We start from the raw sequence: 23,260 nt of genomic DNA on the forward strand, positions 1-23,260 counted from the left end.
CCGGGAAACTCCGGATATGGTCTCTCTCAAAAACCAGAGAGCAGCTTCTGCATCTTCTCTCAGAAATTGGGCTATCGTCTCCCACTTTGGAGGGGTGTCCGGATGAAGCCAGGCACCCAGGCACCATTCGTACTCTTTATCAGATCAGGATGCCTAAAAAGATCCTGAGGAATGATTCATGTGTATCGCAGTACCTGCAGAGGTAATTGAGATCAGAGACGGCAACATCGGTCTTGTCGACTTTGGTGATCTCCAGCATGAAGTCAGGCTCGATCTCGTTGATGTAAAAGTCGGGGAATTCGTCCTTGTCCATGTTGGATTTGCCATACAGCGACTTTCCCGTGAAGAAGGGCTTGAGACCCGCGAGCTGTTCCGGCAGGTCTATGAGGCCATGGGATCCTGATGCATGAATATAGCATAGCATACGATATTTACGCAACAGCCCGAAGAACTGCCCTTGATCATAATGCAACAGCAGTACATACAATCAATGTGACATTTGGGGAACTGGCCATGGTCAATCCCGAGCAGGTCTCATTTCTCTTTTCTGCCATAGCAGAAGATGATGAGATCATGAGCGGTGCGACGCTTGTCTGTGAGACAGAGCCCCCCAGCACAACCTGTTCATGCGGGTATGCCGGAACTGAGATTTATGTCTGCCCGGATTGTGGAAAGCTCCCGTCGCTTGTCTCTGGAAAAGAGATAGTCGTAAAGAACATAGAGATAGATTCTGGTGAATAATGAACGTTAATCTGATGCATGGTGCCGGTGGAGAGGTGATGGGCGAACTCCTCCGCACCCTCACTGCTTTTTCCCATACCAATGCTGGCGGAATCGGGCTAGAGAGCCTGGATGACGGGGCGGCTATCCCGTTTGATGATCGGTATATTGTGTTTACGACTGATTCTCATGTTGTACGGCCGCTCTTTTTTCCTGGAGGGGATATCGGGAGGATATCTGTTTGCGGAACAGTCAATGATCTCTCGGTGATGGGTGCACGCACCATTGCCCTTTCATCTGCCATGGTGATTGAAGAGGGTTTCCCAATTGCGGATCTCGAGAGGATCGTCTGTTCAATGGATGAGGCACTTGGCGAGGCGAAGACAAGCATCGTGACTGGAGATACCAAGGTTGTTGAACGGGGTTCACTTGACGGGATCATCATCAATACTTCAGGCATCGGGATCTGTGACCGGCCCATCCGCGATTCCGGACTGCAGGAAGGGGATGCAATCATCGTCTCGGGAACACTTGGTGATCATGGGATCTCACTCCTCTCATTCCGGGAGGGCTTCGATCTCGGGGAGACACTGAGATCTGATTGTGCACCAATCTGGCCAATTGTCGATCTCGCACTGAATGCAGGCGATGTCCATGCGATGAAAGATCCGACACGTGGCGGATTTGCCGCTGCAATCAATGAGATGGCAAAAAAAAGTGGGCTTGGTATCATTCTTGAAGAAGAGCAGGTGCCGGTTGCAACAAGTATCAGATCCGCAGGCGAGATCCTTGGGATCGATCCCCTGATGGTTGCAAACGAGGGGAAAGTCGTGATGGGAGTTTCAGCAGATGATGCAGATGCCATCCTCTCAGCCATCCGGACTCATCCTCTTGGTCGAAACGCAGCCATCATCGGGGAGGTTGTCTCAGGTTCCCGTGTGGTGATGCAGACCTCAATCGGCGGCGAGCGGTTTATCGAACCGCCGCTTGGAGATCCGGTGCCAAGGGTATGTTAGATCTCGTCCTCAAAAACACCACGCTCCCGGATGGAAGGGTGGCAGATCTTTCGTTTTCTGAGGGGAAGCTCACGCATATCGGATCTGCTGGAGCAGCTTCAGAGGAGATTGACTGCCGCGGTCTCCTCTGTATCCCTGCAGCCTGTGACATGCATGTTCATATGCGCGGAGGCAGCCAGTCTGCCAAGGAGACCTGGCGAACAGGTACCATGGCAGCACTGGCAGGCGGTGTCACGATGGTTGTGGATCAACCAAATACGATCCCGCCGCTTCTGACAGAGACTCTCTATCACGACCGGATTCTTGAGGCAAAAGCCGGGTCACTCTGCTCGTTTGGTATAAATGGCGGGGTCTCGCCGGGTGCTGATCTGCATGCTCTCTTCAGGGCAGGCGCACTCGCATTTGGGGAGATTTTTGCCGCACCATCAAGTTATGGAGAGGCACTGACCGATCACCAGCTGCGCGATGCCCTCTTTGCGATCAATTCACTTGGCGGGCTCGCAACCATTCACGCAGAAGAGGTTTTGGAAGGGATTCCAGAGACACTTGGCGCCCATCACCGGATCCGATCCCCGGATGGCGAGGTGCGATCACTGGACGCTATTTCGGACTGCCTTCCCCCGGGTATGAAACCGCATATCTGCCATCTCAGCTCTCCTGACTCGCTTGCATCTGCTCCGGGCTCAAAAGAAGTTACCCCGCACCATCTCTTCCTCTCAATTGAGCGTTTTTCACCTGATGATACACATGCCCGTGTCAACCCGCCGCTCCGTCCCGAATCAATCAGGCGCAGGCTCTATGCCGCATGGGATCAGATCGATGTCATCGCATCAGATCATGCCCCCCATACCATCTCTGATAAGGCAGTTCCTTTTGCCGATGCCCCATCCGGCCTCCCCGGTGTTGAGACGATGCTCCCGCTCCTGATGAATGAGGTGGCAGAAAAAAGGCTTTCGCTTGCATCTGTTATTGAGAAGACTGCGATCAGTCCCTGCAGGATACTTGGGATACAACCTGCCGGGTTTACTAGGGATACTCGTGCTGACTTTGCTCTCTATGCAATGAAACCAGAAACAATTGAGGGTGAGCTGCTCCACTCACGCTGCGGATGGACACCATATGAGGGGATGCCTGGTGTTTTTCCAACCCTTGTCATCCAGGAAGGAGCGGTATCGTATTCCGGCGGTGAATTTACCGGCACATCCGGCAGATGGGTTCCGGGAAGGGGTTATCATGGTCTACAACATATAGACTAACGTGCCAATACATGCGCTTTCATAGGTCCCCGGGTGATCCATATGACGTATGTCATTGAGATGAGCCACGGGACAACCCGTCAGCGCGACAGGCACCGCCCGGTGAAGGGTTTGATATGGGAGGGACGGCAAAAGCCACCTGTGACCGGTATCAGTTATCACCGGGCGACATTCTGTTTCCCAATACATGCCTTCCTTTAAAGATGCAATCAGCCAAACCGCAGATGGGATTGAGATCGCAGTTGAGGTGATCCCCGGATCCCGGATGCAGAAATTCCCAACAGGCTATAATGCATGGCGGAACACGATAGGCATCTCTGTTACCGCACCCCCTGCCGGTGGGCGTGCCAATGCCATGGTCATATCCCTTGTAGCCGATGTGCTGGGCATCCCCCGATCAATGGTCAGAATTGTATCCGGCCATCAGGCACGGCGAAAAACAATTGGGATCACCGGAACCGATCTGGATGATGTTTTACCACTCCTCGGGTTTGCACCTGATAATTCCGATATAACCTGATAATCTGCTTTTTTCAGGCAATTGTATTCATGGGTTTATTTAAATAATCGAAACTCTCTATATAGGTTTACCTATGATCAGGCGTAGTATGCATTGCATGATCGATGGGGGTGCGTTTCCATGTATTCACCAGATACAACGAAGTATCTTATTCATATTCATCTCGAGACCGAGGGGGTGGTCGAAAAACCCGATGTAGTCGGTGCCATTTTTGGCCAGACAGAAGGGTTGCTCGGCGAAGATCTTGATCTCCGTGATCTCCAGAGGACTGGAAGGGTTGGACGAATTGATGTCCAGATCATAAGCAGGCGCGGCGAAACAACCGGTGAGATCTTCATATCATCTTCACTGGACCGTGCAGAGACTGCTATTCTGGCAGCTTCTCTTGAGACGATCGACCGGGTTGGTCCCTGTGTTGCCCATGTCAATGTGGAGTGTATAGAGGATATCCGGGTTGCCAAACGGAAGAAGATCATTGAGCGGGCAAAGGAACTCCTTCTTGATGTCTTTGAGGAGGATAGTATCGATTCATCCAATCTTCTTGATGAAGTGCGTGAATCGATCCGGATAGAGAAGGTCAGGACAATTGGGGAAGAGCGGATACCGGCAGGTCCAAATGTCGAAGAATCAGATGCGATCATCATCGTTGAAGGGAGGGCTGATGTGCTCAACCTGCTTCGGTATGGGATCAAAAACAGCGTTGCTGTTGAGGGGACCAATGTCCCCGGAATCATCATCGGCCTCTGTGAAAAGAAGACTACCACGGTCTTTCTTGACGGTGATCGCGGGGGGGAGCTTATCCTGCGTGAAATCCTTCAGATAGCTGATGTGGATTTTGTTGCGTATCCTCCACGGGGAAAGAGTGTGGAGGATCTCAGCAGAAAAGAGATCGTCAAAGCGCTCAGGAACAAAGTTCCGGTCGAGTATGTGCGCGATCAATTTGAGAAAGAGCTCCAGAAAACCGGTCAGTCGCCTGTTCCTGAACCAGCTCCCGCTTCAATTCTTCCTGAACCATATGAGAACGGGGAGGGTGATGATGGAATGAAAGCAGACTCTTTTGATATCCCTCCTGTTGAGTCAATTGGCGACAATGGTGCTGATACCGCGCTTGGAAAGCACCTGAAGGCTCTCCGTGGTAGCGGGCAGGGACGGTTTCTTTCACCTGATCTCCAGACAATACGCGACTTTCCTCCCGAGGAGTTTATAAGCCTCCTTGATGAGCTTGGATCTGAGAGTGCCGGTGTCATCATCGATATGGGTGTGGATCAGAAGATTCTTGATCACTGCTCAGATAAGGGGCTTGAATTTATTGCTGCACGTGATTTTTCAAAGATCGTAAAACGGCCAACAGATCTGCGCATGGTGAATATGTAGTCGTTAATAAACCTTTCTTTTTTAATCCATATCCTTTTATTCCCTGAACTCACCATCGTACTTGCCGGTGATGGTATATGCATAAAGATGAGTTGATCGCACTTCATCAGAGGTTGGCAGACATTAAGGATTATTTTGAGGATCGGGGATCAGAGATCACATTTCCCCAGTATCATGCGTTGAAGATCAACCCCTCTCAGGTCCATAAAAGCAAACTTGAACATAAATATGCGATTTTTATTCTTGCAACCGAACTTGCAAACGCGATGAAGGATGTAGAGTTTGCTTCTTCAGGGAGAATATCGTCAAGAATGAAGGAGCTTGCTGAGAAGACCCTGAAAGAGATTGAATGCACACAATGAGCTTTTTTTAAACAACAGAACGTTTTCCCCCGTTTCTTGCAGGCAGGGTTTCCCGGGCAGTCAATTGCCTCTTCACCTGCTCATTTTCTACGAAGATTCACTGATGAGATAGTCTGCAAGCAGATCAGGGATTGGTGCTGACATGCAGTGCCAGTTTGGTGTGCCGTTTACTTCAAGCACCGTGTATCCGTCATCTGTTTTGAGCAGATCAACACCACAATAGTCTATTCCAATCGCCCGTGCTGCATCCTCTGCTATCCGTCGCATGGCAGGATCGATCTCAACAGGCGTGCCGATCCCACCCTGGTGAATGTTATGGGTCAGGTGGGGAGACTGGCGATAGATCGCTCCGACTGCCTTGTTCCCGATGACAAAGATACGGAAATCACGGTCGTTTCTGATATATTCCTGGACATAGTATGGCGGCCCGGCCAGATCCTGTACATCTGAAAAGAGAAAGATTCCTTCGCCGTCAAATCCATAGACTGGTTTATACACAGCTTTCTGGTGTTTTTTGAGGAAGAGATCGACCTCACTCCGGGAGCCGGTAAACAGGGTCTCTGGTGTTGGTACGCCATGATGCACAAGGAGTGCAGAGGTCAGTGTCTTGCTGGCACAGGTTACTATCGCCTCGGGTGTATTAACCAGCCTGTTTTTGAGGGACAATGCCTTGAGCAGCTCAAACTCAATTCCATCCTGACGTATCCCGCAGACCCAGATCAGATCATTTTCAAGTTTCATATCAAAGGGATTCAGCGTGGAGAGCTCCAGGACTGAATATTCTGCACCCTTCTGCTCAAGCGCTCTCATCACCATCAGCGTGGAATTGTCATCAGGCGTATCAGTGGGTTTTGGAATGATCCGGATCATACTGTATTGACCTCTTTTTCAGTCTGCTGCCTGCTCACTATCTGTTGTGAGCGCATGCTTCTTCCAGACCTCTTCACGCCAGATGTTTCCACTGTTGTATGCGCAGAAGGGTATAATGCGCCCATCCGGAGTGGCATAGTGGATGCAGCATCTCCGCACCCGGTCAAGATCATAGTTATAATTATCCATGAAGTGCATTGTTCCAACAAACAGTGCATTCCAGTGGAATTCGCGGAGCGCATCAAAATTCTGGTGGATGAGTGCGTTTGCGATCAGTCCGTGGAAATCGATTTTATATGCATTATTCTGTTTCAGGGTATTCCTGAGATTGTTGACTCCTTCAAGCAGAGTCCTGTATTTATTGAGTGTTCCACCCTTCCTGAGCCCGGTTGCAACAGAATCTATCGATCTGAAGAACTGTTCCACATCAACGAGTCGGTTTACCGGGACAAGTCCTTTCTCTGTGACAAAAATGTAGGTTGCAGCGCCGCAGTGCGGGTGGGCGGTAAACTGTATCTGGGGTTTCCCGGTATATGACTCAACAAGATCAATGATTGGTCCGACACAGGGGATCGGGTAGAAATCATCTGATTTCAGGATGCCTGCAGTCTGATCCTCGATACCATGCAGGAGATCGGGTATGGTGATTCGTTCTGCATCGATTTCATCATGGCTGGCTGCTCCCGTAAAAGCTACCGGCTGGAAGTTCACTCCCCTGATAACATCGATATTGTCAGCTGCAAACCTGATGATTGCACCTGCTTCATGATCGTTTTTCCCGCGGATTATGGTTGGTACAAGTACCATTCCGACACGGTCCCTGCGGCAGTTCTCTATGGCTTTTTTGTTTATTTCAAGGAGTGGATTTGTCTCTTTTGTCACTCCGTCAAAATGCAGGTAGATTGTCGATACCCCGGCAATTTTGAGTTTTCCTGCGAGCGTTTCATCCTGAGCAAGCCTGATGCCGTTTGTTGCAACCTGCACCAGTTTGAAACCCACTTCCTTTGCCCGCCTGACAATTGCTGGCAGATCCTCTCTCATTGTTGGTTCGCCGCCTGAGAGCTGGATTGCCGGTGGGGGGATGGGCTTTTCTGAGCGGAGGGTTGTAAACATCTCTTCAATCTGTGCAAAGGTTGGTTCGTATACAAACCCGCAGGCTCTGGCATTTGCAAAACAGAACTCACAGTTGAGGTTGCACCTGTTTGTCACATCCAGGTTTGCAAGGAGGGTTCCGGATGTATGCTGATCGCAGAGTCCGCAGTCTGACGGGCACCCCCTCCTCTCTTCCGGTGTCATTGAGTTGTCAACGCCTTTTCCGATGGCATTATAAGCATCGAACCGTCTGAACATCGCTGCATCTGACCAGTAGAGGGCTTTAAACTGACCATGATCCGGACATGTACGACTGATATAGATCCGGTTCTCTTCCTCGGTGAGATCGGCATCAGTTACGGAATTGCAGATGGGGCAGATGCTCTTTGTTTTACGCAGTATCATCTCAGGTTCACCGATCAATAACTTTCATTGTTGTATGTGATACACTATTTTTAAACCTTACACCATACCTATTGGAGAGATGGATGGTATAGGTTTCGACTTTTTATTCATAACGCTCCTCTCGGCCCTCTGGATTATGCTTCCTGCATATCTCCCAAACCCGGTCGCAGCAGCAACCGGTGGAGGCAGGCCGATAGACGGCGGCAGGGTCTTAAAAGATGGGGAAAGGATATTTGGAGATGGAAAAACCATCCGGGGGCTTGTCATTGGGATTGGCTCTGGTCTTCTGATAGGCCTTCTCCAGATCCTGGCATATTCGTGGCTGAACCTGACAATCCTGCCGGAACATACCCTGCTCTCAGTCACACTTCTGGCATCCGGCGCGCTACTGGGCGATCTCGGGAAGAGCTTTATAAAACGGCGCCGTGGCATCGGGAGGGGCGAGGCATGGCCGCTTGCCGACCAGTACGATCTCGTTCTGGGTGCATTCATCGCGCTTCTGCTTGTATACCCGGTCTGGTTCATAAGCACGATGACATTTCCGATCATCCTGGCAATTCTTGTGATCACCCCGCTTCTGCACCGCGGAGTAAACATTATTGGGTATATACTTGGCATTAAGGAGGTACCATGGTAGATGATATAGCGCAGATGCTGATCCGGCATCGTGCAATTGAATTTGGTGACTTTACCCTGGCATCAGGCCAGAAAAGCACCTATTATGTGGATATTAAGCATTCAGTGACAGAGCCTGCGCTTCTCTCTGCACTTGGCAGGGCTGTTGCGGAGAGGTTCGAATTCGATGTTATTGCCGGTGTTGCAGTCGGTGGCGTTCCCCTGGCAGTTTCAGTATCGCTTGCTTCCAATAAACCCTATGCAATCATCCGGGCCACCGACCGGGATCATGGAAAGGCTGCGCGGGTCATAGGCGATGTCAAAGGCAAACGGGTTCTTCTCATCGAGGATGTGACCACGTCGGGGGGGTCTGCAATCTATGGTGTGGAAGAGCTGAGAAAGGCTGGAGCTGTCATTGATCGTGTTGTTACAATCGTTGATCGGGAGCAGGGTGCCGAATCGCTTCTTGCCCGGCATGGGGTTGCCCTTCTTCCACTCACGCGGGTCAGCGAACTCATGAATACGTGAGAGTATATACGAGAGGGTGGTACATACATGACCATGCATTGTCTGGTTGTAGGTGGGGGCGGACGGGAACATGCACTGGCGAGGGCATTATCCTGTAATCCGGAAACCGTCCTCTTTGCTGCGATGTCCGGTAAGAATCCCGGAATCACAGCGCTTTGCCAGGATTATATCCTTACAGACGAGACTGACTGCGAACAAATCGTCTCATTTGCAAAGAAGCACGAAATCGACTATGCCGTGATCGGCCCTGAAGCTCCGCTGCAGGCAGGCGTTGTTGACGCCCTTCTGGAGCAGGATATCGGCTGTCTCGGCCCGACGGTGGCAGCCGCACGGATAGAGACTGACAAAGCCTTCTGCAGGAGGCTGATGAAGGAGTACCAGGTGGATGGCCTCCCCGATTATCGGATATTTGATGATCCTGCCGATGCGGCCGGGTTCATCTCATCGCATGAGGAGGATCTCGTCATCAAGCCGGCTGGACTGACCGGCGGCAAAGGTGTCAGGGTGATGGGCGAGCATCTGGATCAGGAAGCCGCAATAGCATATGTACATGAACTACAGGGTGGAATCGTCATCGAAGAGCGTCTAATCGGTGAAGAGTTCACGCTTATGTGTTTTGTTGATGGGCGATCACTCATCCCGATGCCTGTTGTCCAGGACCATAAACGGGCCTATGTGGGTGATTTGGGTCCAAACACCGGTGGCATGGGATCATATAGTCTTGAGAATCACACTCTTCCATTTGTTAGAGAGACTGATTATGCAGATGCGCTCAGGATTATGCATGATGTTGTTTCAGCACTCGATTCAGGTGGTGCGGTCTTCAAAGGAGTGCTGTATGGGCAGTTCATGAATACCGTCCGCGGCCCGAAAGTGATCGAGTTCAATGCCCGCTTCGGCGATCCTGAAGCAATGAATGTCCTCTCCATTCTCAGCTCAGACTTCTCAGAGATTGCAATTCGTATTGCAGAAGGTACACTGAGGCGGCAGGATGTTGTGTTTGAAAAGAAGGCAACGGTCTGCAAGTATATCGTGCCAGCCGGCTATCCGGATTCACCGCAGGCAGGGGATCGAATTACACTGCCGGATACGCATGATGCGCTCCTCTACTATGCCAATGTCGAGGAGAGGGATGGAGCTTTGTATACGCGCTCATCCCGGGCCCTTGCCTTTGTTGGTATTGGTGACAGCCTTGCTGATGCTGAACAATCCGCTGAAACCGCTGCATCGACTGTCCGGGGAAATGTCAGGTACAGGCAGGATATCGGGACTGAGTCACTTCTCAGTCGCCGGATAGCTCATATGAAGGAACTACGATGAACGTCCTCTCCATCCTTGATCTCACTGCCGGTGAGATCGATATGATCCTGCAAACAGCAATCCAGGTAAAAGAAGAGCGCAGGCAGGGTGTAGCACACCGGCACCTGGCGGGTAAAACCCTTGGCATGATCTTTGAGAAATCCTCGACACGGACGCGTATCTCATTTGATGTCGGGATGTATGAACTCGGAGGATATGCTCTCTATCTCAATCCCCGGGATATGCAGCTTGACAGGGGTGAGGCGATAGCAGATACTGCGCGCGTTCTCTCCCGGTACCTTTCAGCGGTGATGATACGGGCACACAACCATTCGTCAATAGAAGCTTTTTCCCGCGCCTCAACGATTCCGGTGATTAACGGACTATCAGATACCGAGCATCCATGCCAGATCCTGGCTGACCTGATGACCCTGAAGGAACGGTTTGGATCCCTCTCCGGACGTCGCATCGCCTGGATAGGGGATGGTAATAATGTCTGCAACTCCTTAATCCTCTCCACAATCCCAACAGGTATGCACGTCTCTCTGGCAGTTCCTCCCGGATATGAACCTGATGCAGCCTGTGTTGCCCGGGCACAAGAGTCCGGATCTGTCAGCTTCCATGATACGCCTGAAGCAGCAGCAGCCGGTGCGGATGCTCTCTATACTGATACATGGATCTCGATGGGGCAGGAAGATGAGGAGGATACAAGGCTTGCGGCATTTGAGCCGTACCGGATTGATCTGGATCTCCTGAAGCATGCCAGCCCGGGTGCAATCGTTCTCCATTGCCTCCCTGCCCACAGGGGATGTGAGATTACCGATGAGGTGATTGACGGGCCAAAGAGTGCTGTCTGGGATCAGGCAGAGAACAGGCTCCATGCACAGAAGGCGCTGCTCCTCTCTCTGCTTGAAAAAAAGAGGCTCGAAATACGCTGATTTGTATGGGTTTTAAATAGGGACGAGTCATCATCCGGTTATCTGGTGTTTGCCTCATCAGTAGGATCTGTGCGCTGAGGCGTTTTTCCCCAACCGCCCCGTCCCCGTCCACAAATGCTTCGCAAGGGAGGTTGTACCGGGTTGCCGCAGATGCTAGCGCGGGAGGGGCGGGAATGCTTCGGGGGCTGCCAGAGCAGATAAACGCCCGATTCCTTTGGAATCGCCTTTCAGGTTGCTCTGATGAGCAAGGGTTTATCATCTCTGTCATCCAGCTCCCTTCGCCTGACCCCGCCCCCCGATACCCGCGCCGCACCTGCTTCAAACTACCCACATAAAATCGCGAGGAGGCAAAAAAGAGTTAATCAGTTGATGAACTTCTTCATCTCTTCAAACATGAAGGCTTCAACACGCTGTACCTCTTCCATCTTTCCCCGGAATGCCAGCAGATCCCGTTCATCACCTTCCATATTCGCAAAATAGAGTCGGCTGCGGTGGGGAACAAGCTCCACATCAAAGGTTTCCAGAATGTCGCGGATGATTGTACGCGGTACTCCCGGTGGAATGACCAGATCAAATAATTCTTCTTCTTCTTCCATTGTTTATCTCCCGATTTTTATCCTTTTCGCCATGATGCATGGGCCTCCCCTGACACCTCCGAGAGGATTTTTTGGTTTTCCAAGGGAGTTCATACATCTCCCCATCAACGCAGCTCCGCGTGCGAGACCGTCATCGACGAAGACGAGGTGATCGACCGGGTTGGTGTAGATCCGGCGTTCTTCGATCCCTTCCAGGATGTACCCGGGTTTTCTCCCGGATATGACAGCACGACCGGTAAATCCAATCGACGAGTTTTCAGGTACCAGATCGTTCTCGATGCAGACGTCGATCATCCGCAGAGCCATACCTGCGCAGACCCGGTCAACTACCTCGGTTACAAAGGATAACCTGTATTTCCTATACATCTCCGCACCAAGGCTTTTGAGGTTGTCGATTCCATCCCCGTCCACACCACAGTCACATCCAACCAGTGCAACACCTGACTCCTCTGCAACATCGGCATATACCGGAACCCGTCCAAACCGCCTCCGATCCCGGGGCACTATCCTGATATCAATCTCTTCATGGCAGCGGTCGACATATTCCTGCACGGCTTTTTTGTTTATTCCAAGCGATAATCCTCCGCCGGAGTTGTCTTCCCCAAAGACGTCAAGTGCGGTTCCCGTTCTCCCCTCAACAAGTCCGGTTCCCCTGATGATCGCATCGGGTATCGCACCGGCAAGGCCGCAGAAATTTCCAATGGTTTTTGCAAACGGGTTTTCTGCATCTCTGGATACATCGCTTGTGATCCGGCCGTCAAGGGTGGTTCCAAAGTCAAGCGAGATGCAGGGGTTTCGAAAATCAACCGGTGTCCACTTTGCCCCTTCCTTGATACCGGCCATCGCAAGCTCCCCTTCCATCTCATTTGCAACCATCTCAATACCGGTACTGCCAACTGGTGGGACAACGCCCGCGACAGCGCCGGTGAAGACCAGGCGATCTGCAAAACTGTGCTCTCTCAGCTTGGGAGGTAGATTGTCAACTGACATCGGCGGGGTCATTTTCCTGGGAGGGACACCCGCCTCAAGGCAGCCGTTTGCAAGTGCGATGATGAAATCGCCGATCTGATCCGGAGACTCCATCGCGGCGACAACACCTGTGCTCCGAACCACAAAATCAAGGTCATCCTTCACGCTCAGTTTGACGTCACGATGGCACTGGAGGAGCGTGTCCCTGACCAGCTCTGTGACAGATTCGCGGGTAAGCTTTGTGCCGTCCAGTGTGGCGCCAAAGATCTCCTCGCCCGGTTTGGGCTGACGGACATCCCGGCTCATGCTCACTGTTTTGTTAATGACATAACATGTCCCGGTCTCAAGACTTGTTCCGGTGAGGATACATTTTGTGGTGGTATTGCCCATCTCAACAGATGCCACAATGAAATAGGGTTTGTTCTTATACTCAGGCATCTGCATGCCGGCAACGTGTGTTATTGACGGAGGGGGTGGGCTGTAGACGATATGAGGTTTCACTGGAAAGAACCGCTTCAAAAAACCGGCGCACATACTGATCGATACTCAAGGGATGACAATATACCTTTCTGTTTTACCCTGTGGCATGCCTCTCTTCACCTCTCCTGCGGCATTCTCCCCTTCCTTTGTCAGCCTATAGCGTTATGCTGCCCAGGAGAAGTAAAAGCCCGATGATGACCGGCTGGTGGATGAGATAGATGGCAAGGGAGTGGCGGCCAGGGACAGCGAGGAGCGTCAGGAGCATATGGTGATCACCTGTTTGCATCTGGCGCTCTTTTTCTGTCTTCTTCTGGAAAAAATAGCTTCCTGCAGCTATTCCGAGGAGAAAGACCGGGAACCAGGGGATCAGCGGGATGTAGTCAAGGGACAGAAAGCCTGGTTCATGGATCCCAAGCGGCAGCAGGTAGTCCGGGCCGTAGAGCGGGAAGAAGAGAAGCCAGGTTGCAATGATCAGGATCGCAACAGGCATAATCAGCTTCTGATATCGGAGGAAGGGGATCCCGAGGATTGTTGCTGCCCCTAATGCATGGAGAATACCCCAGATGATGAATCCTTCATGCGGGTAGATCCAGGTGACACATGTGATCCCAAACCCGATTGCAAGGAGCTGGAATCCCCTTCTGAGAAACGGCTGTATAAACTGCCATCCCGTTCTCTCCTGTCTCCTGAGCGATTCTGATTTCAGGTGAAGCGATATCCCTGCAATTGCGATGAATGAGCCAGCTATCGGGTATGCGATATATCTGAAGGAGGGATCGGCTTCGATGATTCCAAAGTAGACAAGATCAAAGATGAAGTGGTAGGCAACCATCGCACAGATTGCTGCTCCGCGGCAGGCATCAAGAGTAATGGAGCGCTCCGCTCCAGGTGTCATCTCCATCCTGCTGAGATCTCTGATCCGGTATCGTATAATGGTCTGCCCGGGTGTATGCAGTACCTGAAGGGAAAAATAGTAATGATCTGGAAAGAGATGTTGTATAGCGAGTTCCATGCAGTTGAAATCCTGCCCAAAAGGGTACATGATAGAGACGCACCGGGCAGTAGCGCCTGAGTCAACGCTTGACCGGATCGAGCCCCTGCTTCCTCAGACCGGGATAACACGGGTTGCGGATATCACCGGGCTTGATCGCCTGGGCATCCCGGTCTACTCCTGTATCCGCCCGACAGCAGCAGGAGGGGCAATCTCTGTATATAATGGGAAGGGCGCGACACCGGTTGCTGCCAGGGTTTCAGCTATCATGGAGGGGATTGAGCGGTGTTCTGCTGAGATGCACCAGGATCCGGAGATTGTCTCACGCTATTCCATGCTTCCAGGTGACCTCCCGGCAATTGATCCAGCTGATCTCATCCTGCCTGCGGGTGCTGATCCTGATGCCCAAATCCCATGGGTAGAGGGCTATGACATCGCAGGGAATGAGCCTGTTCTTCTCCCAGCCCATGCGGTCTGTCATCCCCTGCCACCAGGATATGAGCCGCTCTTCCGGACCAATACAAACGGCATCGCCTCGGGCAATACGCTTGAGGAGGCGATCTTCCATGGGCTGATGGAGGTGATTGAGCGCGATGCATGGTCTATTGTCGAGGCGACGCGGTATACCGGGAAGCGTATCACTGATATAACAGATCCGATCAGCTCAGATCTCGTGGATCGCTTCTCACAGACCGGGATAGATCTCATTCTGCGGGATATCACAAGCGATCTTGGGATTCCGACATGCGCGGCAGTGGCAGATGATACCGTTCTCTGTGATCCATCCCTGCTTGTCACCGGCATGGGGACCCATACCACCCCGGAGATTGCAATACTCCGTTCCATCACCGAGGTTGCGCAGAGCCGCCTGACACAGATACATGGTGCACGTGAGGATACGGTTGTTGCAGACATGCGGCGGCAGATTGGGTACGAACGGACCAAACGGTTCAATGGCTACTGGTTCCGGGAGAATGGCACTATCCCGTTTGCCGAACTGCCGACAGAACCAAGTGATGATCTCCTCACTGATATCAGGCATGTCTGTGACACCCTCGTCTCTGCAGGGTATGAGCGGGTGATAGTCACTGATCTGACCAGGCCCGATATCGGTGTCCCGGTTGTCAGGGTGGTGGTTCCGGGCCTTGAAGTCTTTGCAATGGATCAGGAACGCTCAGGAGAACGGTGCAGGAATGCGCGGCGCAATCGTCTATCTCGGTCCAAGCCTGCCGCATAGCGAGGCAGAAGCCATCTGCCCGGATGCGGTGTTTCTTCCTCCCATCCGGAGGGGGGATCTTCAACGGATCCCAAAATCCGGCGTCTCTGTTATCTGTATTATTGACGGGTATTTCCACCAGGATGCAGCAGTCGGCCACCGGGAGATCCTCTCAATATTGAACTCAGGGGTACGGGTGGTCGGAGCCTCAAGCATGGGTGCGCTCCGGGCAGCGGAACTGGACACCCTCGGGATGGAAGGTGTCGGTCTGATCTACTCCCTCTACAGGCAGGGAAGACTCATCTCAGATGACGAAGTTGCTCTGATATTTGATCCGGAAACATTTGCCCCGTTATCTGATCCGCTTATCAATATCAGGTGCACGCTGAGGAATGCGCGGAGATCGAAGGTGATCACGGAAGAGGAGGAGCGCCAGTGTATCGGCATTGCATCCTCGCTTTTTTATCCAGAGAGGACATTCAGCAGGATCATCGGGGAGGTTTCAGGCGATCTTGGCGATCGTCTTGCATCACTTCAGGGTGAGTCCCTGATTGATCAGAAACAACGTGATGCAATTGCTGCCCTCCGGTATATCTCCGATTCTGCAGCTGTGGCTGCAGGTGAAGATGAATCCTGATTGCAGAGAAAGAGGAGTGGTGTATTTCAGGGAAAGCATGAATACCCCCTCAGGGGAATAACTACCATTGTGGGTGATTATTGTGATTACTATCAGGGATTATTTACAGACAAAAGGGTGCAGTGATGATCTGGCCCATCTCATCTGCCTGATTTCTGAACAGGCTGTACCGATTCGTGAGGCTTTCCTCTCGAACCAGCGGTATGCGGCATCCCTGAATACCTCAGGAGAACTCCAGACAGAACTTGATACCTGGTCTGACAACCATCTGACCGATGTATTTATCAAATCCGGGCTGGTCTCCAGCATTGCGTCTGAAGAACAGGATGACGTGGTGTGCTGTCCGGATAGTCCTGATGGGTATGTGGTTGTCATGGACCCACTCGATGGCTCATCCCTGATTGCCGTGAATCTGGCGGTTGGAACGATTGTCGGGATCTATGAGAGCGGCCCTGTCCTCAGGAAAGGCAGGGATATGAAAGCAGCGCTCTATCTCCTCTATGGGCCGATGACAACCCTCACCCTCTCGATTGGATCAGGTGTAGCAACATTTGCACGTGCTCCGGATGGGAGATACCTCCTGATGGAGGATGGCATCCGGATGCCTGAGGGGAACCTCTATGGTTCAGGTGGCGAGAGGCCGCAATGGACGAAAAAGCATGCTGCATTCATCTCTGGTATCGAAGATGAGGGCGGAAAATGCAGGTATTCGGGATCATTTGTCGCGGACTTCCACCAGGTCCTGAAATACGGAGGCCTGTATGCATATCCTGGCATTGTAGAGAAGCCAAAAGGAAAACTCCGACTCCTCTTTGAGGCCCAGCCGATTGGCTTTCTCGCTTCCCAGGCAGGTGGCAGGATCAGTGACGGCTCAACAGATATTTTAGACATTCAGCCAACAGAGGTTCACCAGAAGACTCCTATCTATGTAGGAAGCAGGGGGCTTATCGAGCGGCTGGAAGCAATGAAGTGAGCAGGTTGGATTATGGCTGGATCAGACTTCCTATGCTGCACGCTGGTGACCTTCCGATCAGGAGGCTATCCGGGAGGCCACCGTGCCCACGCCGGTATGCTTGAACTTGGCTCGCGCATCCTCAAAAAGCAGGAGGGTGGGGGAATTATTGACTCCTACCTCTTCCGGTGCGGGGAAGCAGTGGCTTTTTTGATCACACATCGCGAGGAAGCTGAGACTGCTCTGATAGCTGATGGCGTCATTGGGCCCTGCAGGGAGTATCTTCTGAAAAAAAAGCTTGTTGTTGCAGCAGAACCCATTTCGTATTCGCAATGCAGCCTCTCTTTCAATGAGCGGGATCGGGAAGATATCCTCATTCTTCTTGCTGATCTGCCGTCACCGGATCTCTATAACCTCCACCTCTTCAGGATGTTTGGGGATCCCTTCTCAACCCCGAGACTGGTCCTTGATGAAACGCTGAGGGAAGGGTTTTGCTTTGAAACTGATGAGAACGGTGGAGCGGGTGCGTACGCTCTTCCGGAGGATACCTATCGCCTGCTCGCCTCGATTCGAAATCCCGCTGGCTGCCGTGTCACTGGTGTCACAACCAGAAACGGGGAGGCTGCCGCTTCGGTTACCCTGCCTGCAGATGCTGGTTCAGCCGGGCTTCTTCTCCGTGCCGGCGGGATCTTCCCAACCATTGGAGAGTGTATTGAGCCGTTTACCATCCCATATATGGTTCGATCCACAAACGGCGAACGTGGTATGATGCCTCTCATCCCCACCCCGCTCTGTGATGCGCAGGGAACGCGATCGGGTGGGCCTCCCCGCATCGTCTGCATTGGGTTCTCTCTTGCAGAAGGCCGCCTGACTGGCCCGGCTGATCTCTTTGATGATCCTGCACTTGATACCATACGGAAGACCGGATCAGAGCTTGCCGGGTATGCAGCAGCCCATGGACCGTTTGCTCCTTTTCTGTAGTGGTGTTCTGCCATCTGGTACCAATACACAAAGGTTAATGTGGCAATCATGCGATAGTATTCATAATGGTGTCAAGTATCGTATTGCCGATAAAAAAGGTAAATTCTCTTGTTGAATCAAAAATTATTGTAGAAATCAAGGATGACGGGAGGAGATTTCAGGGAAGGCTGATCGCGGTAGATGAATATCTGAACCTCCACATGGAAGAGGCTACCGAGATTGCTCCGGAAGCAAATGAGAGGAATCTCGGTTCTGTTGTCATTCGCGGGAACAATATTCTGAGCATCGCGCCAGTACTCTGAGAAGCTATGACTGGTGACCTGTTCGATGAAGCACTCCGGATGATACAGTCAAAGAGCGAAGGTGTTCTACAGAGTGAACTATGGAAGCTCCTTGATGTTGATTCCAGGAAATGCTCGAGGATTGTAAAGAAGCTTGTGGATTCCGGCCTGGTTGACCGGCAGGAATACCGCAAAAACGGTATTAAGACCTTTATCCTCAAATCCACAAAAAAGAGGGTGATCGATCCTGATCTTCTCATGGCCGGCGATCACCTGGTGCCGTGTGTGGGTTGCGAGCGTGAGTGTGTGGTCTGGACCTGTGATCTCCTTCTTGACTGGATGTATGAGCTCGCCGTCTCTGACTTTGAAGAGTGACGTTTGAAGAGCGACGTTTGGAGAGCTGGGTTTTAAGAGCCCCCATCCTGTCTTTTTCTCTTAAAAAAGATGGGAATACACGTCAACTTTCCCTTTCTGCCTGCCTGGTCGGCCTGCAGGCATCATGACTTTTTTTCTGGCATATCCTGGAAGAGACTGATCCATTTGAAATGCCATAAATACGCAGAATGAACATCATTAGAGGTGGAACCAGTCAAATCCGATGATGGCGTCTCCCAGGTTCAGGCAGTTGTGATCCTGGTTGCCCTGACCTTCATTCTCGCTGCTCTCCTCTTACTCATGCTGCATATTCCTCTCTGGTGGGGAGAAAGCAACAGTATGCAGCCTGAGGTGTTTGCCATCACTGAGCTGATTCACCATTGTGAAACAGGCAGGCTCAATTATGACAGCAGGATTACCATACGCCATACCGGTACGGCGGTTTTTCGAAATGATGATCTCAGGGCCGAGATCTTTGTCAATGACAGGAACACCGGAGCCCTGATATTTACCATGAATGCACACCGTTTCATATCGACTTACCATATCGGTGTCCAGCGGCTCTGGGGGATCGGATCCACCGGGTTTTACTGGTATCCTGGTGAGCTTGTCTACATTGATATGACAGACGGCACCTTCCGGCCGGGTGATTCAGTCAGGCTGGATGTCTATGATAGGGAGAGCGGCTCACTCATTTCCCGGTCTGAGAGGACTGCATAACAGATCGGGCAACGAGCCTGGCTACCCTGACTGGTTCTGGTATTCTTCCATCCAGCGTAAACCTGCAAAGAGCCCGCCTGGCGGTCTCAAGCGGGATGCCGGATCGCCTCAGAAAGACGGAATAGCCGGTCTGCAAAGGTACGCAATCCCTCTCTCCAAGCGCCAGGTACGCCTGCATCCTCTTCTCGTCTCCCGGGAAGAGGCGTTGGATCGCATCTTCCAGTCCTCCGGACTCTTCGTACGTGAGAAGAATGACCGGTATGCCTGTTGCAGCGTGGATGGTATCCGGATCGATGATATTGTACCATGCAATGGCAGCTCCTGAGATCACAATCAGGTTGATATCAGACCGCGACAGTGAGGATACAAGTCTGATCACCGCATCTGTTGCATCCATTCCGCCGACGGTGACAGTTGAGAGGGCACACCCGTCAATTCTCCGATCACCCCGCATCACGATGCCCGCAAGAACTGACCGCTCTCTCCCTGTCCAGCTCTCAGCAATGCCAAGAATACGTATCCCCGGCTTCTCGAGGTGCATACAAGCACTTATCAGATTGGACTTATTAATTATTGTGTGATGTCTGTAGAGAGGGATGATGTCTGCATTCTCATTCCGACGTTAAATGAAGTCCTCACCATAGAGTCCCTGATTGGGGAGTTTACCGATATGGGATTTTCCCATATTCTCGTGATCGACGGCAACAGCAGAGACGGAACAGCTGAAGCGGCAAAGCGGGCCGGAGCAACAGTTGTTGTCCAGTCAGGGAGAGGGAAAGGCTCTGCGATCATCGAAGCCTTCTCTATGATTAAAGAGCCCTACATCCTGATGCTTGATGGTGATGGTACCTATTCCCCATCAGATGCCGATCTGATGCTCGCCCCGCTTGCAACCGGTGCCGATCACGTCATCGGCGAGCGATTGTCAGGCTACCAGAAAGGTGCACTGACCCGGTTAAACCATTTTGGCAATTATATCATTAATGTCCTCTTCAAATGGGCCCATGGCACATACTTAGAGGATATCCTCTCAGGATACCGGGCTTTTACCAGGGAGTCGCTCTCCCGTCTCAACCTGAAGGAGTCAGGCTTTGAGATCGAGACAGAAATTGCTGCTGAGGCTGTCCGGAATGAACTAAACGTTGCCGTCGTCCCGATAAGCTATTGCGAACGGCCTGGTACGCCAACAAAACTCAATCCACTGCGTGACGGCTATAAGATCATCAGGACAATCTACAAGCTTGCAAAGGTTGGAAATCCCCTCTTCTACTTCGGGCTGATCGGGTTTTTACTCACCGTAGGCGGCATTCTTGTCGGCACCTACGTCGTCTATTACTGGATGATGAATATCGAGCGTATACCCATGACGATATTAACCGGCCTTCTGATCATGTCAGGGCTGATCATATTCATGTTTGGAGTCCTCGGTGATATGCTGCTTGCCTACCATCGTGAGACCGGCAGGGAACTCCGGAAGCTCCAGAAAAAGATAGATCGCCTTGAAAAGGAGAGGGAATGAGACCTATCTCATCTTTGTAAACTGCCCGGTATAAAAGAGGACCAGTGCGGCATGCTCCGCAAGCGAGGTGTAGAGATATGCCTCGTCCAGTGTTTTTCCAGCGGCAAATGTCCCATGGCCCCGTGCGATCACAAGATTACGCTTGTTCAGTGCTGATGCGATATTCTCTGCAAGCTCCATCGTCCCTGGTGCTCCGTCAATGATCTCTATCTCGGGAGCGAGCATTCTCCCTTCACTATCGATTGGGACAACCAGATCCATCAGGAGGGAAGCAGCGACTGCACACGGCGGATGGGCATGGAGAACTGCCATATGGGCTGTTCTCTCGTATACTGCCTGGTGGACCCGGTATTCGCTTGATGCCTCTTCCGGGACTGCCTCCCCTGAATAGACAGGTATGAGATCCTTTGGCTCATCAAGATATGATCCGCTTCGTGTGATCAGAAACCCATTCTCCAGCCGTCTGCTCATATTGCCGAAGTTTCCACCGACAAGGTTTTCAGCGATGAGGCGCCGGCCTATTCTGCCAAAGTCATGATCCTGCATTCCGAACATCTCTTTGTATTACAGTACTCTTTTGCATATTCAACAATCTGGCCATGGCAGGATCTGAGCAGGTCATTGTCATGGGCAAGTTCCTCTGAAAATAGCTCCCGCAACCGGTTCTTCTGCACTGTAATGCCTGCACAGGCCGAGATCCGGTGTGTATAGGCATCGAGAACAAAGACATTCCGTTTCAGGCCGTAGCAGAGGATACTGTCTGCGGTCTCCTCACCGACCCCTTTTACTGATAGAAGGGCCTCTCTCAATGCCTCTGTTGGCATGCCAGGCAGCAGCTCAGGCACCGTGCTCTCCCTGCCTCCGGGTCGCACCTCTCCTTCGTCATCAGGGGTGCTCTCCTCACATACCGTACATATAAAAGCTGCAAGGCCCGTCAATCTCTCTGCTTTCACGCGGTAAAAGCCAGTACATCTGATACATTCCTCAAGCAGATCGCGGTCTGCTGCCACGATTTTAGAGAGGGTGCAGATACCTGCCTCCCGCAGGCGGCTGATCGCCTTCTCAACATTCTCAAAACGGGTCTGCTGGGTGAGGATTGCTCCGATTACAATCTCGTCAAATGGAGCATCCCACCAGGAGAGGCGGCCATATGTTTCATCTAAAAGTGCTATAAGTGCCTGTACCCGTTGTCTGTCGTCCATCAGATGAGCGGTCGCAGGAGATCTTCAAGGCGTTTTCCATCAGTTACGCCTTCGAGTTTGTGGATTACTTGTCCATCCTTTTCTATGATAAGCGTTGGAACAACCTGGATCTGGTATTTACCAGCAAGATCCATGTGATTGTCGACATCGATCTTTCTGATATCGACCGTCTCACCGAGTTTTTTCTTCAGCTCATCAATGATCGGGGTCTGCATCTTGCATGGTCCACACCAATCTGCATGAAAGTCAATAAGAACTGGTTTGCTCATGGGAATACCTGCTCTTACAGTCGATGATAGGAGCAATAAAGATTGTGATTTCCCACCGAATCCTCGAAAAGTATATCTGCTATCCTGACCACCTACGACTAAAAAGAGGTGTATTATGGGAACAAAAGGTAGAACAATTGTTGGAATGGATGTTGATTCGCTCATTGATCTTCTCAACCGTGCACTTGCTGATGAATGGCTTGCATACTACCAGTACTGGGTTGGATCCAAAGTCACAAGCGGCCCTACAAAGGATGCGGTTGTTTCTGAACTGACCATCCATGCAACCGAGGAACTGGGACATGCCGATCTCCTCGCAGGCCGGATTATCCAGCTTGGAGGGATCCCTGTCCTTAAGCCGGAAGATTGGTATACGCTGACAAACTGCGGGTACGAGGCTCCTGACAACCCGTTTGTCAAAGAGGTTCTGAAACAGAATATCAAGGGTGAGCAGTGTGCTATTGAGACCTATAACAATCTCCTTGCCATTGTCAGGGATAAAGATCCGATCACCTACAACATGGTTCTCACAATCCTTGCTGACGAGATTGAGCATGAAGAGGATCTCCAGTCTCTTCTTGAGGATCTTGATGCCATTCTGAAGGACTAAGGCCTCCTCCTCATTTTTTTTTTCTGCACCAAACGATGGTGCTAAGTCGTCTCCATCCAGATATATTCTATGACACACATGATTGAGCTTGAGATCGTTGGTTTAAAAGAACTCCCATGCGGCCCGTTCCCCTGTAATGATGAGCGGAGCTGCGAACTTGAGGAGTGTGCACCCACAGAAAAACTGCTTCCTGCTGTATCTGCGCTAGAGAAGGCGCTTCAGAAGGAGTTTACAGAATATCCCGTCTCTGTTACCCTCACCCTTCTGGATGATGGTATCCCATCAGATATCCGTGAGATCATCGACAGGCTTCAGCCGCCTCTCCCGATTGTTCTTTTAAACGGAAAAGTGACACCGGTTGGAAGAATCTCACTTCAGCTCATCAGAAAAGAGATCGAAAAAGAGATCCGTGAGAAGGCATAATCAGGCTTTCTTTTCGTTTTTCCCTCTCTTTTTGTATCTCAGTT

The 23,260-nt window shown here is 51.5% G+C and carries 31 protein-coding genes; 22 read left to right on the forward strand and 9 right to left on the reverse strand.

Annotated elements, in window-relative coordinates; all coding sequences use genetic code 11:
• The first annotated feature begins 178 nt into the window (after window positions 1–178).
• The 8 genes from ABCO64_RS08125 (at window position 179) to ABCO64_RS08160 (ending at window position 5,248) form a co-directional block, all read left to right on the forward strand.
• Window positions 179–403 carry a HypC/HybG/HupF family hydrogenase formation chaperone gene (locus ABCO64_RS08125; RefSeq protein WP_253459739.1) on the forward strand — a complete coding sequence of 75 codons (225 nt, stop codon included), beginning with the start codon at window positions 179–181 and terminating at the stop codon, window positions 401–403.
• The gene (locus tag ABCO64_RS08130) at window positions 403–741 is read left to right on the forward strand and encodes a hydrogenase maturation nickel metallochaperone HypA/HybF (protein ID WP_253459735.1); all 339 of its coding nucleotides are present in this window, start codon (window positions 403–405) and stop codon (window positions 739–741) included. The genes ABCO64_RS08125 and ABCO64_RS08130 overlap by 1 nt, the downstream gene beginning before the upstream one ends.
• A complete protein-coding gene (hypE, locus tag ABCO64_RS08135) occupies window positions 741–1,736 on the forward strand; it encodes a hydrogenase expression/formation protein HypE (protein ID WP_292617034.1) in 996 nt (331 codons plus the stop codon). The genes ABCO64_RS08130 and hypE overlap by 1 nt, the downstream gene beginning before the upstream one ends.
• Entirely contained in the window at window positions 1,730–2,992 is a 1,263-nt protein-coding gene (locus tag ABCO64_RS08140; RefSeq protein WP_253459729.1) for an amidohydrolase family protein, read from the forward strand. Before hypE ends, ABCO64_RS08140 begins: the two co-directional genes overlap by 7 nt.
• Before the next feature lie 42 nt (window positions 2,993–3,034).
• On the forward strand, window positions 3,035–3,193 hold the full coding sequence (locus ABCO64_RS08145; protein ID WP_253459726.1) for a hypothetical protein: 159 nt from the start codon (window positions 3,035–3,037) through the stop codon (window positions 3,191–3,193).
• Window positions 3,180–3,512 carry a DUF167 domain-containing protein gene (locus tag ABCO64_RS08150; protein ID WP_253459724.1) on the forward strand — a complete coding sequence of 111 codons (333 nt, stop codon included), beginning with the start codon at window positions 3,180–3,182 and terminating at the stop codon, window positions 3,510–3,512. The genes ABCO64_RS08145 and ABCO64_RS08150 overlap by 14 nt, the downstream gene beginning before the upstream one ends.
• 120 nt (window positions 3,513–3,632) lie before the next feature.
• Complete coding sequence (dnaG, locus tag ABCO64_RS08155) at window positions 3,633–4,886, forward strand: DNA primase DnaG (protein ID WP_253459721.1); 1,254 nt, start codon at window positions 3,633–3,635, stop codon at window positions 4,884–4,886.
• A 77-nt stretch (window positions 4,887–4,963) separates the two neighbouring features.
• Window positions 4,964–5,248: a UPF0058 family protein gene (locus ABCO64_RS08160; protein WP_253459718.1), complete on the forward strand. Its 285-nt coding sequence runs from the start codon at window positions 4,964–4,966 to the stop codon at window positions 5,246–5,248.
• Window positions 5,249–5,335: 87 nt separating this feature from the next.
• Here ABCO64_RS08160 and ABCO64_RS08165 read toward each other — a convergent pair whose 3' ends face one another.
• Both ABCO64_RS08165 and tes read right to left on the reverse strand, forming a co-directional pair.
• Entirely contained in the window at window positions 5,336–6,118 is a 783-nt protein-coding gene (locus tag ABCO64_RS08165; protein WP_253459715.1) for an ATP-grasp domain-containing protein, read from the reverse strand.
• A gap of 18 nt (window positions 6,119–6,136) precedes the next feature.
• Window positions 6,137–7,615 (reverse strand): tetraether lipid synthase Tes, encoded by a 1,479-nt coding sequence (gene tes / locus ABCO64_RS08170; protein ID WP_253459712.1) that lies wholly within the window; start codon window positions 7,613–7,615, stop codon window positions 6,137–6,139.
• Between the two features lie 136 nt (window positions 7,616–7,751).
• Between tes and ABCO64_RS08175 the strand changes: the two genes are divergently transcribed.
• From ABCO64_RS08175 to argF, 4 genes are read left to right on the forward strand one after another with little or no spacing between them, the layout of a single operon-like run.
• Window positions 7,752–8,252, forward strand: coding sequence for a CDP-2,3-bis-(O-geranylgeranyl)-sn-glycerol synthase (locus tag ABCO64_RS08175; RefSeq protein WP_253459777.1), 501 nt, complete (start codon window positions 7,752–7,754; stop codon window positions 8,250–8,252).
• Complete coding sequence (gene pyrE, locus ABCO64_RS08180; protein WP_253459709.1) at window positions 8,246–8,758, forward strand: orotate phosphoribosyltransferase; 513 nt, start codon at window positions 8,246–8,248, stop codon at window positions 8,756–8,758. Before ABCO64_RS08175 ends, pyrE begins: the two co-directional genes overlap by 7 nt.
• A 27-nt stretch (window positions 8,759–8,785) precedes the next feature.
• Window positions 8,786–10,078 carry a phosphoribosylamine--glycine ligase gene (gene purD, locus ABCO64_RS08185; RefSeq protein ID WP_253459706.1) on the forward strand — a complete coding sequence of 431 codons (1,293 nt, stop codon included), beginning with the start codon at window positions 8,786–8,788 and terminating at the stop codon, window positions 10,076–10,078.
• Complete coding sequence (gene argF, locus ABCO64_RS08190; RefSeq protein ID WP_253459703.1) at window positions 10,075–10,995, forward strand: ornithine carbamoyltransferase; 921 nt, start codon at window positions 10,075–10,077, stop codon at window positions 10,993–10,995. Before purD ends, argF begins: the two co-directional genes overlap by 4 nt.
• Before the next feature lie 362 nt (window positions 10,996–11,357).
• Here argF and ABCO64_RS08195 read toward each other — a convergent pair whose 3' ends face one another.
• The 3 genes from ABCO64_RS08195 to ABCO64_RS08205 all read right to left on the reverse strand — a co-directional run bounded on the left by ABCO64_RS08195 (window position 11,358) and on the right by ABCO64_RS08205 (window position 13,941).
• The gene (locus ABCO64_RS08195) at window positions 11,358–11,591 is read right to left on the reverse strand and encodes a hypothetical protein (RefSeq protein WP_253459700.1); all 234 of its coding nucleotides are present in this window, start codon (window positions 11,589–11,591) and stop codon (window positions 11,358–11,360) included.
• Window positions 11,592–11,594: 3 nt separating this feature from the next.
• Window positions 11,595–13,094, reverse strand: a complete 1,500-nt coding sequence (locus ABCO64_RS08200) for a methanogenesis marker 14 protein (protein WP_253459698.1) — start codon at window positions 13,092–13,094, stop codon at window positions 11,595–11,597.
• A gap of 100 nt (window positions 13,095–13,194) precedes the next feature.
• Window positions 13,195–13,941 carry a heparan-alpha-glucosaminide N-acetyltransferase gene (locus tag ABCO64_RS08205; RefSeq protein WP_253459694.1) on the reverse strand — a complete coding sequence of 249 codons (747 nt, stop codon included), beginning with the start codon at window positions 13,939–13,941 and terminating at the stop codon, window positions 13,195–13,197.
• Window positions 13,942–14,050: 109 nt separating this feature from the next.
• Here ABCO64_RS08205 and ABCO64_RS08210 point away from each other — a divergent pair, with 109 nt between their 5' ends.
• The 7 genes from ABCO64_RS08210 (at window position 14,051) to ABCO64_RS08240 (ending at window position 19,193) form a co-directional block, all read left to right on the forward strand.
• Window positions 14,051–15,268 carry a YcaO-related McrA-glycine thioamidation protein gene (locus ABCO64_RS08210; RefSeq protein ID WP_253459662.1) on the forward strand — a complete coding sequence of 406 codons (1,218 nt, stop codon included), beginning with the start codon at window positions 14,051–14,053 and terminating at the stop codon, window positions 15,266–15,268.
• On the forward strand, window positions 15,225–15,884 hold the full coding sequence (locus ABCO64_RS08215) for a TfuA-related McrA-glycine thioamidation protein (RefSeq protein ID WP_253459659.1): 660 nt from the start codon (window positions 15,225–15,227) through the stop codon (window positions 15,882–15,884). Before ABCO64_RS08210 ends, ABCO64_RS08215 begins: the two co-directional genes overlap by 44 nt.
• A gap of 82 nt (window positions 15,885–15,966) precedes the next feature.
• Complete coding sequence (locus ABCO64_RS08220; RefSeq protein WP_292617061.1) at window positions 15,967–16,857, forward strand: class 1 fructose-bisphosphatase; 891 nt, start codon at window positions 15,967–15,969, stop codon at window positions 16,855–16,857.
• A 12-nt stretch (window positions 16,858–16,869) separates the two neighbouring features.
• On the forward strand, window positions 16,870–17,817 hold the full coding sequence (locus tag ABCO64_RS08225; protein WP_253459655.1) for a fructose 1,6-bisphosphatase: 948 nt from the start codon (window positions 16,870–16,872) through the stop codon (window positions 17,815–17,817).
• 65 nt (window positions 17,818–17,882) lie between these two features.
• Entirely contained in the window at window positions 17,883–18,119 is a 237-nt protein-coding gene (locus tag ABCO64_RS08230) for an LSM domain-containing protein (RefSeq protein WP_253459653.1), read from the forward strand.
• Window positions 18,120–18,125: 6 nt separating this feature from the next.
• On the forward strand, window positions 18,126–18,473 hold the full coding sequence (locus ABCO64_RS08235; RefSeq protein ID WP_253459651.1) for a winged helix DNA-binding protein: 348 nt from the start codon (window positions 18,126–18,128) through the stop codon (window positions 18,471–18,473).
• A gap of 204 nt (window positions 18,474–18,677) precedes the next feature.
• Window positions 18,678–19,193 carry an archaellin/type IV pilin N-terminal domain-containing protein gene (locus tag ABCO64_RS08240; protein WP_253459649.1) on the forward strand — a complete coding sequence of 172 codons (516 nt, stop codon included), beginning with the start codon at window positions 18,678–18,680 and terminating at the stop codon, window positions 19,191–19,193.
• On the opposite strand, the gene ABCO64_RS08245 is transcribed toward ABCO64_RS08240, so the two are convergent.
• A complete protein-coding gene (locus ABCO64_RS08245) occupies window positions 19,165–19,734 on the reverse strand; it encodes an endonuclease dU (RefSeq protein WP_253459648.1) in 570 nt (189 codons plus the stop codon). The two genes, ABCO64_RS08240 and ABCO64_RS08245, sit on opposite strands and share 29 nt — an antisense overlap.
• Window positions 19,735–19,773: 39 nt before the next feature.
• Between ABCO64_RS08245 and aglJ the strand changes: the two genes are divergently transcribed.
• On the forward strand, window positions 19,774–20,712 hold the full coding sequence (gene aglJ / locus ABCO64_RS08250; protein WP_253459646.1) for an S-layer glycoprotein N-glycosyltransferase AglJ: 939 nt from the start codon (window positions 19,774–19,776) through the stop codon (window positions 20,710–20,712).
• Window positions 20,713–20,715: 3 nt separating this feature from the next.
• On the opposite strand, the gene ABCO64_RS08255 is transcribed toward aglJ, so the two are convergent.
• The 3 genes from ABCO64_RS08255 to trxA are packed head-to-tail and all read right to left on the reverse strand — an operon-like array spanning window position 20,716 to window position 22,183.
• Window positions 20,716–21,258, reverse strand: a complete 543-nt coding sequence (locus ABCO64_RS08255; protein ID WP_253459643.1) for an aldolase — start codon at window positions 21,256–21,258, stop codon at window positions 20,716–20,718.
• Complete coding sequence (locus ABCO64_RS08260) at window positions 21,231–21,914, reverse strand: endonuclease III domain-containing protein (RefSeq protein ID WP_253459640.1); 684 nt, start codon at window positions 21,912–21,914, stop codon at window positions 21,231–21,233. Before ABCO64_RS08260 ends, ABCO64_RS08255 begins: the two co-directional genes overlap by 28 nt.
• Window positions 21,914–22,183, reverse strand: coding sequence for a thioredoxin (gene trxA / locus ABCO64_RS08265; protein ID WP_253459636.1), 270 nt, complete (start codon window positions 22,181–22,183; stop codon window positions 21,914–21,916). The genes ABCO64_RS08260 and trxA overlap by 1 nt, the downstream gene beginning before the upstream one ends.
• A gap of 115 nt (window positions 22,184–22,298) precedes the next feature.
• Here trxA and ABCO64_RS08270 point away from each other — a divergent pair, with 115 nt between their 5' ends.
• Together ABCO64_RS08270 and ABCO64_RS08275 are read left to right on the forward strand one after the other, a co-directional pair.
• Complete coding sequence (locus tag ABCO64_RS08270) at window positions 22,299–22,793, forward strand: ferritin-like domain-containing protein (protein WP_253459633.1); 495 nt, start codon at window positions 22,299–22,301, stop codon at window positions 22,791–22,793.
• 69 nt (window positions 22,794–22,862) lie between these two features.
• On the forward strand, window positions 22,863–23,216 hold the full coding sequence (locus ABCO64_RS08275) for a hypothetical protein (protein ID WP_253459630.1): 354 nt from the start codon (window positions 22,863–22,865) through the stop codon (window positions 23,214–23,216).
• Window positions 23,217–23,260: the final 44 nt, after the last annotated feature.

Source organism: Methanocalculus natronophilus, from assembly GCF_038751955.1.
GTDB lineage: Archaea > Halobacteriota > Methanomicrobia > Methanomicrobiales > Methanocorpusculaceae > Methanocalculus > Methanocalculus natronophilus.